We start from the raw sequence: 14377 nt of genomic DNA, 5'->3' as shown, positions 1-14377 counted from the left end.
AGCTGCCCCTCTCATGTCGTCACCAGCCGACAGCAACCCAGGCCGCGGAGCCGGCATCCAGCCCCGCGAGGTCACCAGCGTGGCCGTGCTGACCGAGTCCGACCTCGGTTCCGAGGCGCAGCGGGAACGGCGCAAGCGCATCCTGGACGCCACGTTGGCCATCGCCTCCAAGGGCGGCTACGACGCGGTGCAGATGCGTGCGGTCGCCGACCGCGCCGACGTCGCCGTGGGCACCCTCTACCGGTACTTCCCGTCGAAGGTCCACCTGCTGGTCTCGGCGATGGGCCGCGAGATCGCGCGCGTCGAGACCAAGCCCGACCCGGCCACCTACGCCGAAACCACCCGGCATCAGCGGCTCAACCTCGTGGTCAACAAACTCAACCGCGCCATGCAGCGCAACCCACTGCTCACCGAAGCCATGACCCGGGCCTACGTTTTCGCCGACGCGTCGGCCGCCGGTGAGGTCGACCACGTCCAGAAGCTGATCGACTCGATGTTCGCCGGGGCGATGAGCGACGGCGAGCCGACCGAGGAGCAGTACCACATCTCGCGGGTCATCTCCGATGTGTGGTTGTCCAACCTGCTCGCCTGGCTGACCCGGCGGGCGTCGGCGACCGACTTCACCACGCGACTGGACCTGGCGGTGCGGCTGCTGATCGGCGACGACGACAGCCCCAAGGTCTGACCCCGCCCGCCGATGCGTCTCAAGCCCGGCCGCCCCGACATCGGCAGGTACGCGCACCGGTTCACCGTCCCGGCCGCGGCGCCGGACGCACCGCTGTGGGTGACGTGGCTCGGCGTGACCAGCATGCTGATCGACGACGGATCGTCGGCGCTGATGACCGACGGCTACTTCTCGCGTCCGGGTCTGATCCGGGTGGCGTTGCGCAAGGTGTCGCCGTCGGCTGCTCGCATCGACGGCTGCCTGGCCCGGGCCGGGGCGCGTGAGCTGGCCGCACTGATCCCCCTGCACACCCACATCGATCACGCGCTGGACTCCGCGGTGGTGGCCGAACGCACCGGTGCAGCACTGGTTGGTGGTCAGTCTGCCGCCAATATCGGCCGCGGCCAAGGGCTCTCAGACGATCGCTTGATCGTTGCCGTTCCGGGGACACCCATCACGCTGGGCGCCTACGACGTCACCCTGGTCGAGTCGCGGCACTGCCCGCCGGACCGCTTCCCCGGTGTCATCACCACCGCGGTGGTTCCGCCGGTCAAGGCGTCGGCCTACAAGTGCGGTGAGGCATGGTCGGCGCTGGTGACCCACCGGCCCTCGGGGCACGGCCTGCTGATCGTCGGCAGCGCCGGGTTCGTTCCCGGCGCGCTGGCCGGTCACCGCGCCGAGGTGGTGTACCTGGGTGTGGGCCAACTCGGCCTGCAACCCCGTCAATACCTCGTCGACTACTGGTCGGAGACGGTGCGCACCGTCGGCGCGAAGACGGTCGTGTTGACCCACTGGGACGATTTCTTCCGGCCACTGTCAAAGCCGTTGCTTGCCTTGCCCTACGCCGGTGATGATCTGGATTTCTCGATGCGGATCCTCTGCGAGCTGGCCGAGGCCGACGGCGTCGCGCTGCACCTTCCCACGGTGTGGCGGCGCGAAGACCCGTGGCGCTGAATCCGATACTCGCACTGCTGCTGCTCGTCGTGGTGCTGGGCTTCGCGGTGGCCAGACCGCGAGGCTGGCCGGAACTGTTCGCGGCGGTGCCGGCCGCGGCCATCCTGATCGCGACCGGGGCGATCTCGGTGCACGACGCGGCAGCCGAAGTCGCCACGCTGCTGCACGTCGTCGCGTTCCTGGGTGCGGTGCTAGTGCTGGCACAACTCTGCGACGACGAGGGGTTGTTCGAGGCGGCCGGGGCGGCGATGGCCCGCGCCGATGTCGGGCCGCCACAGCACCTGCTGCGCCGGGTCTTCGTCATCGCGGCCTGCCTGACCGCGGTATTGAGCCTGGACGCGACGGTGGTGCTGCTGACCCCGGTGGTGTTGATGATGGTCCGGCGCCGCCGCGCGCCGATACGCCCGCACGCCTATGCGACCGCGCACCTGGCCAACACGGCATCACTGCTGCTCCCGGTGTCCAACCTGACCAACCTGCTGGCCTTCCAGGCGACCGGCCTGTCGTTCGTGCGGTTCACCGCGCTGATGGCGGCGCCGTGGCTCGTTGCGACGGCGGTGGTCTACCTGATCTTCAGGTGGTTCTTCCGCGCCGATCTGCGCGCGACGCCGGAGCACCTGCGGGCCGGCCCGCCTCCCCCGGTCCCGGTCTTCGCATTGGTGGTGCTGGGTCTGACGCTGGCCGGTTTCGTGGTCGCCGAGACGTTCGGCGTGGCGCCCGCGTGGGCGGCGGTGGCCGGCGCCACCGTGCTGGCCGGACGCGGCCTGGTGCTGCGGCGCAGCACCCCGGTCGGCATACTGCGGGCCGCCAACGCGGGCCTTCTGGTGTTCGTCCTGGCCCTCGGTGTGGTGGTGCGCGCGGTCGTCGACAACGGTCTGGGCGACCGGATGAGTGCGCTGCTGCCGGCGGGCTCCGGGCTCGCGGCGCTGCTCGGCGTGGCGGCGGTGGCCGCGGTGCTGGCCAACCTGGTCAACAACCTGCCCGCCACGCTGGTGCTGGCGCCGCTGGTGGCACCCGCCGGCCCGGTGGCGGTGCTGGCGGTGCTGATCGGGGTCAACATCGGCCCCAACCTGACCTATGCCGGCTCATTGTCGAACTTGTTGTGGCGCCGGGTGCTGCGCCGGTATGGCGTCCCGGCCGGTGTCGGCGAGTACACCCGACTGGGGCTGTGCACGGTTCCGCCGACCCTGCTGGCCGCGGTGCTGGCGCTGTGGGCCGGCGCGCGGCTGTTGGGCGCCTAACCGGTCGCAGGCGGCAGCGGCATACCGGACTCGGCCAGCACCGCGCGTGCCCGACTCGGGTAGTCGGTGATGAACCCGTCGACCCCGGCGGCGATCTGCCGGCGCATCGCGTCGGCATCGTTGACGGTCCACGGAACCACCCTGAGCCCGGCGGCGTGGGCGCGCTCGACGAAGGCCCGGTCGACGATCCGGTGATCCGGGGACACCCCGTCGGCACCGACGGCCGCGGCGCCGGTGATCGGGTCCGGGCCCCGTTCCCACAGCGCGACAAGCGGAATGGCCGGCTCGGCGGCGCGCACCAGCGACAGGGTGCGCCAGTCGAAGCTCTGGATCTCGACGGCGTCGAGCTTGCCGCCGGCCCGCACCGCCGCCAGGATCACCTCGACGATCTGCCGTTGGTTGCCGCCGTCGACCTTGGTCTCGATGTTGTAGCGCACGCCGGAGCGGTGGGAGTCGGCCAGGGCGAAGACCTCGGGCAGCGTCCCGATCACGTTGCCGCGCACCACTTCCGCATCGGGGAACTCCGGCAGCGGTTGACCGCAGTCCAGGGTGCGCAGCTGGGCCAGGGTGAGGTCGGCCACCCGCTTGCCCAGGTACGGGTAGTCGGGGTCTGCGGCGACGACCGGCCCGGTATCGGCGCACTTGGCGGGCTCGATCACCAGATCGTGCCAGACCAGCGGCTGGGCATCTCGGGTCAGCACGATATCCAGTTCTAAAGTGGTGACCCCAGATTCGATCGCCTTGGCGAACGCGCGCAGCGACTCCTCGGTGGTCTCGCCGCGCCCGCCGCGATGCGCCTGCAGATCGAAACTCGCCGGCTGCGCCGCAACCGGGGAGCCGGCGAGCACCGCAGCCACCGCCACTGTCGCGACGGCAGCGCGACGGATCACCGTCGCTGGCGGGCGATCTCGGCCAGCACCACCCCGGCGGCCACCGACGCGTTGAGCGACTCGGTGGGCCCGGCCATCGGAATCGACACGATCGCATCGCAGTTCTGTCGGACCAGCCGGGACAAGCCTTTACCCTCGGAGCCGACGACCAGCACCATCGGTCCGGTCCCGTCCAACTCGTCGACCACGGTGTCACCGCCGGCGTCCAACCCGACCACCTGCAGGCCGCGGTCCGCCCACCCTTTGAGAGTTTGCGTCAAGTTGGGTGCGCGCCCGACCGGGATACGGGCCGCCGCACCGGCACTGGTGCGCCAGGCGACCGCCGTGACTGACGCGGACCGGCGCTGCGGGATGAGCACGCCGTGACCGCCGAATGCCGCCACCGACCGCACGATGGCGCCGAGGTTGCGCGGGTCGGAGATGTTGTCCAACGCAACCAGCAGCGCGGGCGCGACATCCTTCCGCGCCGCGGCCAGCAGGTCGTCGGGGTGCGCGTAGTTGTACGGCGGCACCTGCAGCGCGATGCCCTGGTGCAGGCCGTTGGTGGTCATCTTGTCCAGGTCCGACCGGGGGACCTCCAGGATCGGCAGCCCGGAATCGGCTGCCCTCGTTACCGATTCGGTCAAGCGCTCATCCGCCTCGGCGCCGAGTGCGACATACAGTGCGGTGGCCGGGATCCCGGCCCGCAGACACTCCAGCACCGGGTTGCGGCCCAGCACGGTTTCGTTCTCGTCGGTGCGCTTGGCGGTCCGATAGGCCCGCTGCTTGGCGGCGCGCTTGGCGGCTTTGGCGGCCGGGTGATACTCGCGCAGGTGCGCCGGCGGCGTGGCGCCGCGACCCTCGAGCCCGCGACGCCGCTGCCCGCCGGAACCGACGGTCGGGCCCTTCTTGGTACCGGGCTTGCGCACCGCACCCTTGCGTTTGGAGTTGCCGGCCATCTAGCCCGCCCCGTCGAGCAGCAGCGACCACTGCGGGCCGTCCCCGGTGTCGGTGACGTCGATGCCGGCGTCTTTGAGCCTGCCGCGGATCTCGTCGGCCAGCTGCCAATCCCGTTCCGTGCGAGCGGTTTCCCGGCGTTGCAGTTCGGCACGCACCAGCACGTCGACCGCCGCCAGTGCCGCCGAGGTCTCGTCGCGCGATTCCCACCGTTCGTCGAGCGGGTCGCAGCCCAGCACGTTCATCATGGCGCGGATGGCGCCGGCGGATGCCAGCGCGCCGTCGTGATCGCCGGCGTCGAGGGCCCGGTTGCCCTCCGCGCGGGCCCGGTGTACCTCGGCCAGCGCGATCGGCACCGAGAGGTCGTCGTCGAGCGCGGCGGCGAACCGGGGCGTCCAGGTGCCGACGGCCACCGCACCGGCCCGACTGCGCACCCGGTGCAGGAAGTCCTCGATGCCGACGTAGGCGTTGACGGCGTCGTGCAGGGCGGTCTCGGAGAACTCCAGCATCGAGCGGTAGTGCGCACTGCCCAGGTAGTAGCGCAGTTCGGCGGGCCGAACCCGTTGCAGCACCGCCGACATCGACAACACGTTGCCCAGCGACTTGCTCATCTTCTCGCCACCGAGGGTGACCCAGCCGTTGTGCAGCCAGTAGTTGGCGAATCCGTCACCGGCGGCACGACTCTGAGCGATCTCGTTCTCGTGGTGCGGGAAAACGAGATCCATTCCACCGCAATGGATATCGAATTCGGGGCCGAGGTAGGTCCGAGCCATCGCCGAGCACTCCAGGTGCCAGCCGGGGCGGCCCCGGCCCCACGGCGTCGGCCAGCTGGGCTCGCCGGGCTTGGCGCCCTTCCACAGCGTGAAGTCACGCGGATCGCGTTTACCGGTGGCCGCACCCTCGCCCTGGTGCACGTCGTCGATCTTGTGACCGGACAGCTGACCGTATTCGGGATAGCTGAGCACGTCGAAATACACGTCGCCGCCGCCGGGATAGGCGTGGCCCGAGTCGATCAGCCGCTCGATCAGCTCGATCATCTGGGTGATGTGGCCGGTGGCACGCGGTTCGACCGACGGCGGCAGCACGCCCAGCGCGTCGTAGGCGGCGGTGAACTCCCGCTCGTAGGTGGCGGCCCACTCCCACCAGGGCCGGCCGGCCGCGGCGGCCTTGGTGAGGATCTTGTCATCGATGTCGGTCACGTTGCGAACGAAGGCGACGTCGTAGCCCCGGGCGGTCAGCCATCGGCGCAGCACATCGAACGCCACCCCGCTGCGGACGTGGCCGATGTGCGGCGGCGCCTGAACGGTCGCGCCGCACAGGTAGATCGACACCTGACCGGGCCGCAGCGGGACAAAGTCACGCACGGCGCCGGTTGCCGTGTCGTGCAGTCGCAGGCTGGGGCCATCGGTCACGACGGGCCAGCTTACCGGGCCGGTGATGGGCGACCGGCGCGACCGTCTCTACCAGGTATTTCCCAGGAATCGATACTCACGACCGCATCGGTGGACAGGTGGGTACGGGTGGCATATATTGCGGCAGTGAGTAAACGTCTGGTGGCAGTCTCCGGTGCGCTCCTGGCTGCGGCCACAATCGCGGGTACAGGGTTGGCGTACGCCGATGAGCCGACGCTGGCCGCTGAGCAGCAGGCGGCTGAGCAGCAGGCAGCAGCCGAGCAGCAGGTAGCCGAGCAGCACGCCGAGCAGGCCACCACGGCGGGTGCCACGACCGCCGGCGCCGGCGGCATGGGCGCCTCCATCGGCAGCTCGATGGCGATGATGGGCCCGATGATGGCGATGTACGCGCCCATGATGCTCGCACCGATGCTGATGTCGGGTGTGACCAGTCTTGTCGGGGGAGCCCCGGCCACCGGCGCGGAGGCCGCTTCGGCCGCGGCTACGGATTTCGCCGGTTCGGCGGCGGCCACCGACGCCTGGGGCCTGGCGGCTCCGATCGCCAGTGACCTGGCCAATCTCGATCTGACCCTCGACCCTGACGTGTTGACGGGTGCGCTCACCGACACCGGTGCCATGCTGGGCGCCGACGTTGCCGACGCTACGGCCGATGCCGCCGGCCAGGCGGCCGCGGATCTGGCCGGCCAGACCGCGGCCGACACCGCGGGCGACCTTGCCGCCAGCCTGGGCGGCGAGCTGCCGGGAATCGCTGCCGAAACCGGCGTGAACGTCGGTGGCGAGATCGCCTGCGGCATCATCGGCGGCATCTTCGGCGTCTGCTGAGACCCGCCCGCGCGAACTAGCCCGGCACCACCAGCGCGGTGGCGACCGCCGCCAGCCCCTCACCGCGGCCGGTCAGCCCGAGCCCGTCGGTGGTGGTCGCCGACACCGATACCGGCGCCCCCAGCAGTTCGGACAGCAGTTGTTGCGCCTCGGCGCGGCGCGGCCCCACCTTCGGCCGGTTCCCGATGACCTGCACCGCGGCATTGCCGACCGTGAATCCGCTCTCGCCGAGCAACCCGCGCACATGGCCGAGCATCACGGCCCCCGTTACCCCCGCCCAGCGTGGCTCGTCGACGCCGAACACCGTGCCCAGGTCCCCCAACCCTGCCGCCGACAGCAGCGCGTCACACAGCGCGTGTACGGCCACATCGCCGTCGGAGTGGCCGGCGCAGCCGTCGGCGCCGGGAAAGAGCAACCCCAGCAGCCAGCAGGGCCGCCCTGGCTCGACGGGATGCACATCGGTGGCCACCCCGACGCGCGGCAGCGCGCTCACCGGTTCAGCACCGCCTCGGCGAGCACCGCGTCCAACGCGGTGGTGATCTTGAAGGCCAGCGGGTCGCCGTCGACGATCTGGACCTGGCCGCCGATGTGCTCGACCATCGAGGCGTCGTCGGTGAACTGGGTGCCCGCGCCGGCCTGCTGATAGGCGCGCAACAGCAGGTCCGCGGCGAACCCCTGCGGTGTCTGCACCGCCCGCAGGCCGGCCCGCTCCGGGGTCCCCAGCACCACCCCGTTGGCGTCGACCGCCTTGATGGTGTCGGGCACCGGCAACGCGGGAACCACCGCCCGTTGCCCGGCGTGCAGCGCCTCGACCACCCGGACCACCAGGTCCACCGGGGTCAACGGTCGTGCGGCATCGTGGACCAATACGAAGTCGGGATCGCCGGCGCTCGCCAGCGCCAGGCGAACCGAATCGACGCGGTTCTCACCGCCGGCGACAACCATGGCTTTACTGCCCAGGATCAGTTTGGCCTCGTCGGTGCGGTCCGGCGGTACCGCGACCACCACTTGATCGACGACGCCGGATTCCCGCAAGACCGCCACGGTGCGCTCGACCAGGGTCTGCCCGCCGAGCAGAAAGAACGCCTTGGGAATCCCGGCGCCGAGCCGAACACCCGAACCCGCGGCCGGAACCACGGCAACTGTGCTTGCCACCGATACTCCGGTGGTCAGGAGGCCGCGGCCAGCACCTCGTCGAGGATGGTCTCCGCCTTGGCGTCGTCGGTGTTCTCGGCCAGGGCCAGTTCACCGACCAGGATCTGGCGCGCCTTGGCCAGCATCCGCTTCTCCCCGGCGGACAGACCGCGCTCCTGGTCGCGACGCCACAGGTCGCGGACCACTTCGGCTACCTTGTGCACGTCGCCGGAGGCGAGTTTTTCCAGGTTGGCCTTGTAACGACGCGACCAGTTGGTCGGCTCCTCGGTGTGCGGGGCGCGCAGTACCTGGAAGACCTTGTCGAGGCCCTCCTGCCCGACCACGTCGCGCACGCCGACATATTCTGCATTTTCAGCGGGAACTCGAACGGTGAGGTCGCCCTGCGCCACCTTCAGGACCAGATAGTCCTTCTGCTCGCCTTTGATGGTCCGGGTTTCAATCGCCTCGATTAACGCTGCACCGTGGTGTGGATATACGACGGTGTCTCCGACCTTAAAGATCATCTGATTTGAGCCCCTTTCGCTACCCCATGCTAACACGTCGCTCAGCCACCGGACGAACAACGGTGCAGGTCAGGGGCATCGCAGCCCCGGGCGGGGGCTTGACAGCAAGGTCAAACCATGCATGACGTGGGCCACGATGGGCCGGTTCGGGGCGCTCGATCACGCCCCGGGGCACCCGCTCAAGCGAGCCCCAACCCTGAACTACCGCCGCTGTAAGCGTGCTACTACAGTGCATAGTCACAAACCGCCGCGCCGAGCAGGAGGCCTCAAGTGAACCGGTTCAACAGGGTCGTCACCGCGTTGGCCGTCGCCGCGGCACTCGCCGGTTGCGGTACCGGCCAGATCTCCCAGTCCGCCGACCAGGCGCCCGCGGTCAACGGCACCTCGGCGACCGTCGGGGATCTGGCACTGCGTGACGTGCGCATCCAGGCGGTGCAGGACGGTGACGCGCTCGAGGCCGGCCAGACGGTCGATTTGCTGTTCGTCGCCACCAACCAGTCGACGGACACCGGCGAGGAGCTCACCGGGATCAGCAGCTCGATCGGCAAGGTGTCGGTGGTCGGCGGCAGGTCGGTGCCCGCCGGCGGCGTCCTGGTGGTCAGCGCCCCGGCCGGCCCGGACCTGCCCACGGCGCCCGCCTCCAAGGCGCTGTCCGAGGTCAGCAACGCCAGCACCGCAGCGGCCACGGTGACGCTGGACAAGGCGATCTCCAACGGGCTGACCTACGACTTCACGTTCGACTTCAAAAACGCGGGCCCCGTCCGCATCGCCGTGCCGATCTCGGCCGGCGTACTTTCGCACCACTGACCGACCGCGTCGCCGGCGCTCGCTGTCGGACCCAGCGGATACCGTCAGCGGGTGGCCAGAACCTCCAAGGCGCGTTCGCTGTATCGCTGTTCAGAGTGCGGGAACACCTGCGCGAAATGGCTGGGGCGTTGCCCCGAGTGCGGTAGTTGGGGCGGCATCGACCCGGTGGCGGAGTCGACGGCGCCGCCGAACGGCCTGCGGCCGGCCGCACCGGCCCGGCCCGCGGTCCCGATCAGCTCCATCGCGCCCGGTAGCGCGCGTCACCAGCAGACCGGTGTGGCCGAACTCGACCGGGTGCTCGGCGGCGGGGTGGTCTCCGGCTCGGTCTCGTTGCTCGCCGGCGACCCCGGCGTGGGCAAGTCCACGCTGCTGCTCGAGGTCGTCCACCGTTGGGCGCTCGCGGGGCGGCGGGCACTGTACGTCTCCGGAGAAGAGTCCGGCGGGCAGATCCGGTTGCGTGCCGAGCGCACCGGCTGCAGCCACGACGAGATCTACCTGGCCGCCGAGTCGGACCTGCAGACTGTGTTGGGCCACATCGAGGCCGTGCGGCCGACGCTGGTGGTGGTCGATTCGGTGCAGACCATCGCCGCCGCCGACACCGACGGGGTGGCCGGCGGGGTCACCCAGGTGCGTGCTGTCACGGCCGCGCTGACCGCGGCCGCCAAGGCCGGCGACGTGGCGCTGATCCTGGTCGGTCATGTCACCAAGGACGGTGCGATCGCCGGCCCGCGTTCGCTGGAACACCTCGTCGACGTGGTGCTGCATTTCGACGGCGACCGAAACTCGGTGCTGCGGATGGTGCGGGCCGTGAAGAACCGCTTCGGGGCCACCGACGAGGTGGGCTGTTTTCTGCTGCGCGACAGCGGCATCGAAGGGGTCGCCGACCCGTCCGGGCTGTTCCTGGAACAGCGCAGCGAACCGGTGCCCGGCACCGCGATCACCGTCGCGCTGGACGGCAAGCGACCGTTGATCGGCGAGGTGCAGGCGCTGCTGGCGAACCCGGCCGGCGGATCGCCGCGCCGGGCGGTCAGCGGCATCGACCACGCGCGCGCCGCCATGATCACCGCGGTGCTCGACAAGCACGCCAAGCTGCCGGTCGGGGCCGCCGACATCTACCTGTCCACGGTGGGCGGTATGCGATTGACCGACCCGTCCACGGATCTGGCCGTCGCCATCGCGCTGGCATCGGCCTACGCGGACCTGCCGCTGCCGGCGACCACGGTGGTGGTCGGTGAGGTGGGATTGGCCGGCGACCTGCGCCCGATCAGCGGGATGGACCGCCGGCTGGCCGAGGCGGCCCGGCTGGGGTTCACCACCGCGCTGACACCTCCCGGCGCCCCGGCCACCGTGGGCGGGCTGCACACGGTTTCGGCCGCCAATATCGTTGCGGCGCTTCACCACCTGGTCGACATCGCCGACCATGGCGCGGGTCTGCGCCCGCCGCCTCGGTTGCTGGATCGATCCTGACGCCCCGGCGGCGCCTTAGTTGCCCGGCGGCGCTTCCGGCATCGGAAGGTGGTCGATCGGCGGCGGCGGGGCATCCGGCGCGGGCTCAGTCAGCATGAACGGCACCGTCGCGGACCGCAGATTGCCCAGTTGAACCACCAGGTTGTAGGTGCCCGGGCCGATCGGCTGTCGCGGCAGTGGACATTGCGGCGCTGAACCCATTCCGGTCCAGGTCACCGTGGTCGTCACCTGCTCGCCGGGATCGAAGGTCTTCACCAGGGTCTCGTTCGACGGCGCGCAGTCCAGGTTCGACCACAGCCGCTGGTTGTCCAGCGAGTAGACGTAGGCGGCCAACACCGCTGCCCCCACGTCCCGCTTGCAGGCGACCAGGCCGATGTTGGTGACCACCATGGTGAACTGCGGCTGCTCACCCACCGTGTACTGCGGTCCGGTGATGCCCTTGACCGCCAGCGTCGAGTCGGGGCAGTCGTCGCCCTCCTTGAGCACCGGCGGCGGGATCACCGCCGCGGTCGGGGTCGGGGCCGGCGGGGGAGCCTCCTCGGCGGGCGGCACGACGGGCGTCTTGGCCTCTTCGGCCGGCGCGCCCGGCGGCTTGGCTTGCTGCGTGGCAGTCGTCTTCTTCCCGTCGGCGTTCTCGGCGCCCGCACTGCTGTTCACGACAGCGAAGATGATGGCCGCCACCACCGCGATCACCGCGACCGCGATGCCCAGCGCCAGTCCCCGGCGTCGCCAGTAGATCTGCGAAGGCAGCGGGCCCTGCGGTTCCAAATCGAGCACGTTCTCACGGTAGGACGTGCTCAGGCAGAGTTGTCCGACCCTTCTCGGCGTGTCGTTGCCGCATTGTGACCTCGCCCGAGTATTCGGGCCCGCCGGTTGCCCGGCCGACCAAGATACCCCGGGGACAGCTACGACTCTTCGCCGATGTCGCCGAGGTGGTCGCGCGCCTGCACCCGCCCGTCGGCCAGGTGGTAGGTGGCGCCCACGATCGCCAGCGTCCCGGCCTCGACCTGCTCGGCGATGACGGTCGACCGGGTCGCTAGTTGCCGCACGGTCTCGTTGACGTGGAAGGTCTCAAACTCATCGATGCTGCGCAGGCCTTCGCGCCGGCCGACCAGGATCGACGAGGCCACCCGTTCGGCGATATCACGCAGGTAGCCGCCTGGTACGGCACCGTCGTCGAGAGCGGCCAGCGCGGCCTTGACCGCCCCGCAGCTGTCGTGACCGAGCACCACAATCAGCGGCACGTCGAGCACCGCCACCCCGAACTCGATCGAACCCAGCACCGCTGCATCGATGACATGGCCGGCGGTGCGGACCACGAACATGTCGCCCAGGCCCTGATCGAAGATGATTTCGGCGGCCACCCGGCTGTCACCGCAGCCGAACACCACCGCGGTCGGCTTCTGGCCGCCCGCCAGCGCCGCGCGCCGCGCGACGTCCTGGCTGGGATGGAGGGGTTCGCCGGCGACGAAGCGCTCGTTACCCTCCTTGAGTGCCTTCCATGCGGATATCGGGTTGGTGTTGGGCATATCCGACATTGTGCACGGCGGACCGATGACCGTCGACGCCGGTGACCTACTCGGCTGGTTCGATTCCGCCGAACGGGATCTGCCGTGGCGGGCGGTCGGTGTGTCACCGTGGCAGATCCTGGTCAGCGAGTTCATGCTGCAGCAGACCCCGGTCGCGCGGGTGCTGCCGATCTGGACGGACTGGGTGGCGCGTTGGCCCACACCGTCGGCGACAGCCGCCGCCACCCCCGCGGACGTGTTGCGGGCCTGGGGAAAGCTGGGCTATCCGCGCCGGGCCAAGCGACTTCACGAATGCGCGGTCACGATCGCCCGGGACTTCGCCGACGTGGTCCCCGACGACGTCGAGACCCTGGAGCAACTGCCCGGGATCGGCAGCTACACCGCGCGAGCGGTGGCCTGCTTCGCCTATCGCAAACCGGTCCCGGTGGTGGACACCAACGTGCGCCGGGTGGTGGCCCGGGCCGTGCACGGACGTGCCGATGCGGCGGGCCCGTCGGCGAAGCGCGACCACGCCGACGTCGCCGCATTGCTGCCCGATGCCGCTCGGGCAGCCCGGTTCTCGGCGGCCCTGATGGAACTCGGGGCGCTGGTGTGCACGGCCCGCACCCCGCGCTGCGACAGCTGTCCGCTGCGCGAGCACTGCCGCTGGCGGCTGGCCGGCTCACCGTCAGCCGACGGCCCCAGGCGGCCCGCCCAACGTTATGCCGGCACTGATCGGCAGGTGCGTGGGCGCCTACTGGATGTGTTGCGGGACAACGAATTCTCGGTCACACGGGCCGACCTCGACGTGGCGTGGCCGGTGGATGAGGTGCAGCGCGAACGCGCACTGGCCTCACTGCTGGACGACGGCCTGGTGGAACAGCTCGCCGACGGCCGCTTCGCGCTGCCCGGTCAGGACAGAAACGACTCGACGGCCTCGCGGTAGGTCTGCGGCGCCTCGTCATGCACCAGGTGGCCGGCGTCCGGGACGTGCAGATAGCTGCTCTGGGACGCGATTCGGTGCATTTCGCGCATCTGGCCGGCGGGTGTCACCGAGTTGCCTGCTTCGATCAACAACGTCGCGCAGCGCACCTGCCGCCACTGCTCCCAGTAGTCGCGGGTGCCCCACTCGGCGGCGATCTGCACCCACCGCTCGGGACGGCCGTGCAGCCGCCAGCCGGTCTCGGTGCGGTCGAACGCCTCCAGGAAATACCGCCCGGCGATGTCACCGAACTCCTCGATCACCTGCTCGGCACGGGTGTATTCGACCGGCAGGGCATGAACCCAGGGCTCCCACGGGCCGGTGGTGCGGCCCCGGAAGTCCGGCGCCATGTCCTCCACCACCAGTGCGGAGATCAGCTCGGGCCGACTGGCCGCCAGGCACCAGGCGTGCAACGCCCCCATCGAGTGGCCGACCAGGCGGACCGGGCGAGGCAGCTGCTCGACCGCGGCGGCGAGGTCGGCAACGAACCGTTCGGTGGCGATCGGGTGCGGGTCGGCGACGTCGCGGCCGCGATGCCACGGCGCGTCGTAGGTGTAGACCGCCCCCAGCCGGCTGAGCCAGGGCAGTTGCCGCGGCCAGGTGCTGCCGCGGCCCATCAGGCCGTGCACCAGGACCAGCGGTGCGCCGTGTCCGCCGCGATAGGTCAGCAGCTCGCTCCAGGCGGTGTCCACCCGGGGCACGGTAGCCTAGGCCACATGTCCGTGGTCAAAATCAATGCAATCGAGGTGCCCGCCGACGCCGGCCCCGAGCTGGAGAACCGGTTCGCCCACCGTGCGCACGCGGTGGAGAACCAGCCCGGTTTTCTCGGCTTCCAACTGCTGCGGCCGGTCAAAGGGGAGGACCGCTACTTCGTGGTGACGCACTGGGAGTCCGACGAAGCCTTCCAGGCGTGGGCTCAGGGCCCCGCCGTCGAAGCACACGCCGGACAGCGGGCCAAGCCGGTGGCGACCGGTGCGTCGTTGCTGGAGTTCGAGGTCGTGCTGGACGTGGCCGGAACCGCCCCCCAGGCCTAGCT

17 protein-coding genes are annotated in these 14377 nt (G+C 70.4%); 8 read left to right on the top strand and 9 right to left on the bottom strand.

Annotated elements, in window-relative coordinates:
* Positions 1-79 precede the first annotated feature (79 nt).
* Genes kstR through G6N19_RS11570 form a run of 3 tightly spaced genes read left to right on the top strand, consistent with a single transcriptional unit; the run spans position 80 to position 2859 of the window.
* The gene (kstR, locus tag G6N19_RS11580) at positions 80-685 is read left to right on the top strand and encodes a cholesterol catabolism transcriptional regulator KstR (RefSeq protein ID WP_013830789.1); all 606 of its coding nucleotides are present in this window, start codon (positions 80-82) and stop codon (positions 683-685) included.
* 12 nt (positions 686-697) lie between these two features.
* The gene (locus G6N19_RS11575) at positions 698-1618 is read left to right on the top strand and encodes an MBL fold metallo-hydrolase (RefSeq protein WP_193464971.1); all 921 of its coding nucleotides are present in this window, start codon (positions 698-700) and stop codon (positions 1616-1618) included.
* Positions 1609-2859, top strand: coding sequence for an ArsB/NhaD family transporter (locus G6N19_RS11570; RefSeq protein WP_193464970.1), 1251 nt, complete (start codon positions 1609-1611; stop codon positions 2857-2859). The genes G6N19_RS11575 and G6N19_RS11570 overlap by 10 nt, the downstream gene beginning before the upstream one ends.
* Here G6N19_RS11570 and G6N19_RS11565 read toward each other — a convergent pair.
* The 3 genes from G6N19_RS11565 to cysS are packed head-to-tail and all read right to left on the bottom strand — an operon-like array spanning position 2856 to position 6097.
* The gene (locus G6N19_RS11565; protein ID WP_408632500.1) at positions 2856-3716 is read right to left on the bottom strand and encodes a glycerophosphodiester phosphodiesterase family protein; all 861 of its coding nucleotides are present in this window, start codon (positions 3714-3716) and stop codon (positions 2856-2858) included. The genes G6N19_RS11570 and G6N19_RS11565 overlap by 4 nt on opposite strands.
* Positions 3717-3745: 29 nt before the next feature.
* A complete protein-coding gene (gene rlmB, locus G6N19_RS11560; RefSeq protein ID WP_013830793.1) occupies positions 3746-4687 on the bottom strand; it encodes a 23S rRNA (guanosine(2251)-2'-O)-methyltransferase RlmB in 942 nt (313 codons plus the stop codon).
* On the bottom strand, positions 4688-6097 hold the full coding sequence (gene cysS / locus G6N19_RS11555; RefSeq protein WP_013830794.1) for a cysteine--tRNA ligase: 1410 nt from the start codon (positions 6095-6097) through the stop codon (positions 4688-4690). It lies immediately after the preceding gene.
* A 126-nt stretch (positions 6098-6223) separates the two neighbouring features.
* On the opposite strand from cysS, the gene G6N19_RS11550 reads away from it, so the two are divergent.
* The gene (locus G6N19_RS11550; RefSeq protein ID WP_041318963.1) at positions 6224-6919 is read left to right on the top strand and encodes a hypothetical protein; all 696 of its coding nucleotides are present in this window, start codon (positions 6224-6226) and stop codon (positions 6917-6919) included.
* A gap of 16 nt (positions 6920-6935) precedes the next feature.
* Here G6N19_RS11550 and ispF read toward each other — a convergent pair whose 3' ends face one another.
* The 3 genes from ispF to carD are packed head-to-tail and all read right to left on the bottom strand — an operon-like array spanning position 6936 to position 8577.
* On the bottom strand, positions 6936-7412 hold the full coding sequence (gene ispF, locus G6N19_RS11545) for a 2-C-methyl-D-erythritol 2,4-cyclodiphosphate synthase (protein WP_013830796.1): 477 nt from the start codon (positions 7410-7412) through the stop codon (positions 6936-6938).
* Positions 7409-8074 (bottom strand): 2-C-methyl-D-erythritol 4-phosphate cytidylyltransferase, encoded by a 666-nt coding sequence (ispD, locus tag G6N19_RS11540; protein ID WP_041318966.1) that lies wholly within the window; start codon positions 8072-8074, stop codon positions 7409-7411. The genes ispF and ispD overlap by 4 nt, the downstream gene beginning before the upstream one ends.
* A gap of 14 nt (positions 8075-8088) precedes the next feature.
* Positions 8089-8577: an RNA polymerase-binding transcription factor CarD gene (gene carD, locus G6N19_RS11535; protein ID WP_013830798.1), complete on the bottom strand. Its 489-nt coding sequence runs from the start codon at positions 8575-8577 to the stop codon at positions 8089-8091.
* A 270-nt stretch (positions 8578-8847) separates the two neighbouring features.
* On the opposite strand from carD, the gene G6N19_RS11530 reads away from it, so the two are divergent.
* Together G6N19_RS11530 and radA are read left to right on the top strand one after the other, a co-directional pair.
* Complete coding sequence (locus tag G6N19_RS11530) at positions 8848-9384, top strand: hypothetical protein (protein ID WP_013830799.1); 537 nt, start codon at positions 8848-8850, stop codon at positions 9382-9384.
* A gap of 51 nt (positions 9385-9435) precedes the next feature.
* Positions 9436-10851 carry a DNA repair protein RadA gene (gene radA, locus G6N19_RS11525; RefSeq protein ID WP_193464968.1) on the top strand — a complete coding sequence of 472 codons (1416 nt, stop codon included), beginning with the start codon at positions 9436-9438 and terminating at the stop codon, positions 10849-10851.
* A gap of 15 nt (positions 10852-10866) precedes the next feature.
* On the opposite strand, the gene G6N19_RS11520 is transcribed toward radA, so the two are convergent.
* Together G6N19_RS11520 and G6N19_RS11515 are read right to left on the bottom strand one after the other, a co-directional pair.
* Positions 10867-11628 (bottom strand): hypothetical protein, encoded by a 762-nt coding sequence (locus G6N19_RS11520; RefSeq protein WP_013830802.1) that lies wholly within the window; start codon positions 11626-11628, stop codon positions 10867-10869.
* 128 nt (positions 11629-11756) lie between these two features.
* Positions 11757-12380 carry a carbonic anhydrase gene (locus G6N19_RS11515; protein ID WP_013830803.1) on the bottom strand — a complete coding sequence of 208 codons (624 nt, stop codon included), beginning with the start codon at positions 12378-12380 and terminating at the stop codon, positions 11757-11759.
* Positions 12381-12405: 25 nt separating this feature from the next.
* Here G6N19_RS11515 and G6N19_RS11510 point away from each other — a divergent pair, with 25 nt between their 5' ends.
* Positions 12406-13305 carry an HhH-GPD family protein gene (locus tag G6N19_RS11510; protein ID WP_013830804.1) on the top strand — a complete coding sequence of 300 codons (900 nt, stop codon included), beginning with the start codon at positions 12406-12408 and terminating at the stop codon, positions 13303-13305.
* Here G6N19_RS11510 and G6N19_RS11505 read toward each other — a convergent pair.
* Positions 13272-13958 (bottom strand): alpha/beta fold hydrolase, encoded by a 687-nt coding sequence (locus tag G6N19_RS11505; RefSeq protein WP_408632499.1) that lies wholly within the window; start codon positions 13956-13958, stop codon positions 13272-13274. The genes G6N19_RS11510 and G6N19_RS11505 overlap by 34 nt on opposite strands.
* A gap of 99 nt (positions 13959-14057) precedes the next feature.
* Here G6N19_RS11505 and mhuD point away from each other — a divergent pair, with 99 nt between their 5' ends.
* On the top strand, positions 14058-14375 hold the full coding sequence (mhuD, locus tag G6N19_RS11500; protein ID WP_013830806.1) for a mycobilin-forming heme oxygenase MhuD: 318 nt from the start codon (positions 14058-14060) through the stop codon (positions 14373-14375).
* Positions 14376-14377: the final 2 nt, after the last annotated feature.

The organism is Mycobacterium novum (assembly GCF_010726505.1).
Taxonomy (GTDB): domain Bacteria; phylum Actinomycetota; class Actinomycetes; order Mycobacteriales; family Mycobacteriaceae; genus Mycobacterium; species Mycobacterium algericum.
Note: the sequence above shows the minus strand (reverse complement) of the source record. Positions and strands in the feature narration are given on the sequence as shown.

What these genes read in the sequence shown, in the direction of transcription:
- G6N19_RS11575 (WP_193464971.1), top strand. Translation starts at nt 698, where the DNA reads ATGCGTCTCAAGCCCGGCCGCCCCGACATCGGCAGGTACGCGCACCGG.
- rlmB (WP_013830793.1), bottom strand. Translation starts at nt 4,687, where the DNA reads ATGGCCGGCAACTCCAAACGCAAGGGTGCGGTGCGCAAGCCCGGTACC.
- carD (WP_013830798.1), bottom strand. Translation starts at nt 8,577, where the DNA reads ATGATCTTTAAGGTCGGAGACACCGTCGTATATCCACACCACGGTGCA.
- G6N19_RS11515 (WP_013830803.1), bottom strand. Translation starts at nt 12,380, where the DNA reads ATGCCCAACACCAACCCGATATCCGCATGGAAGGCACTCAAGGAGGGT.
- G6N19_RS11510 (WP_013830804.1), top strand. Translation starts at nt 12,406, where the DNA reads ATGACCGTCGACGCCGGTGACCTACTCGGCTGGTTCGATTCCGCCGAA.
- G6N19_RS11505 (WP_408632499.1), bottom strand. Translation starts at nt 13,958, where the DNA reads ATGGGCCGCGGCAGCACCTGGCCGCGGCAACTGCCCTGGCTCAGCCGG.
- mhuD (WP_013830806.1), top strand. Translation starts at nt 14,058, where the DNA reads ATGTCCGTGGTCAAAATCAATGCAATCGAGGTGCCCGCCGACGCCGGC.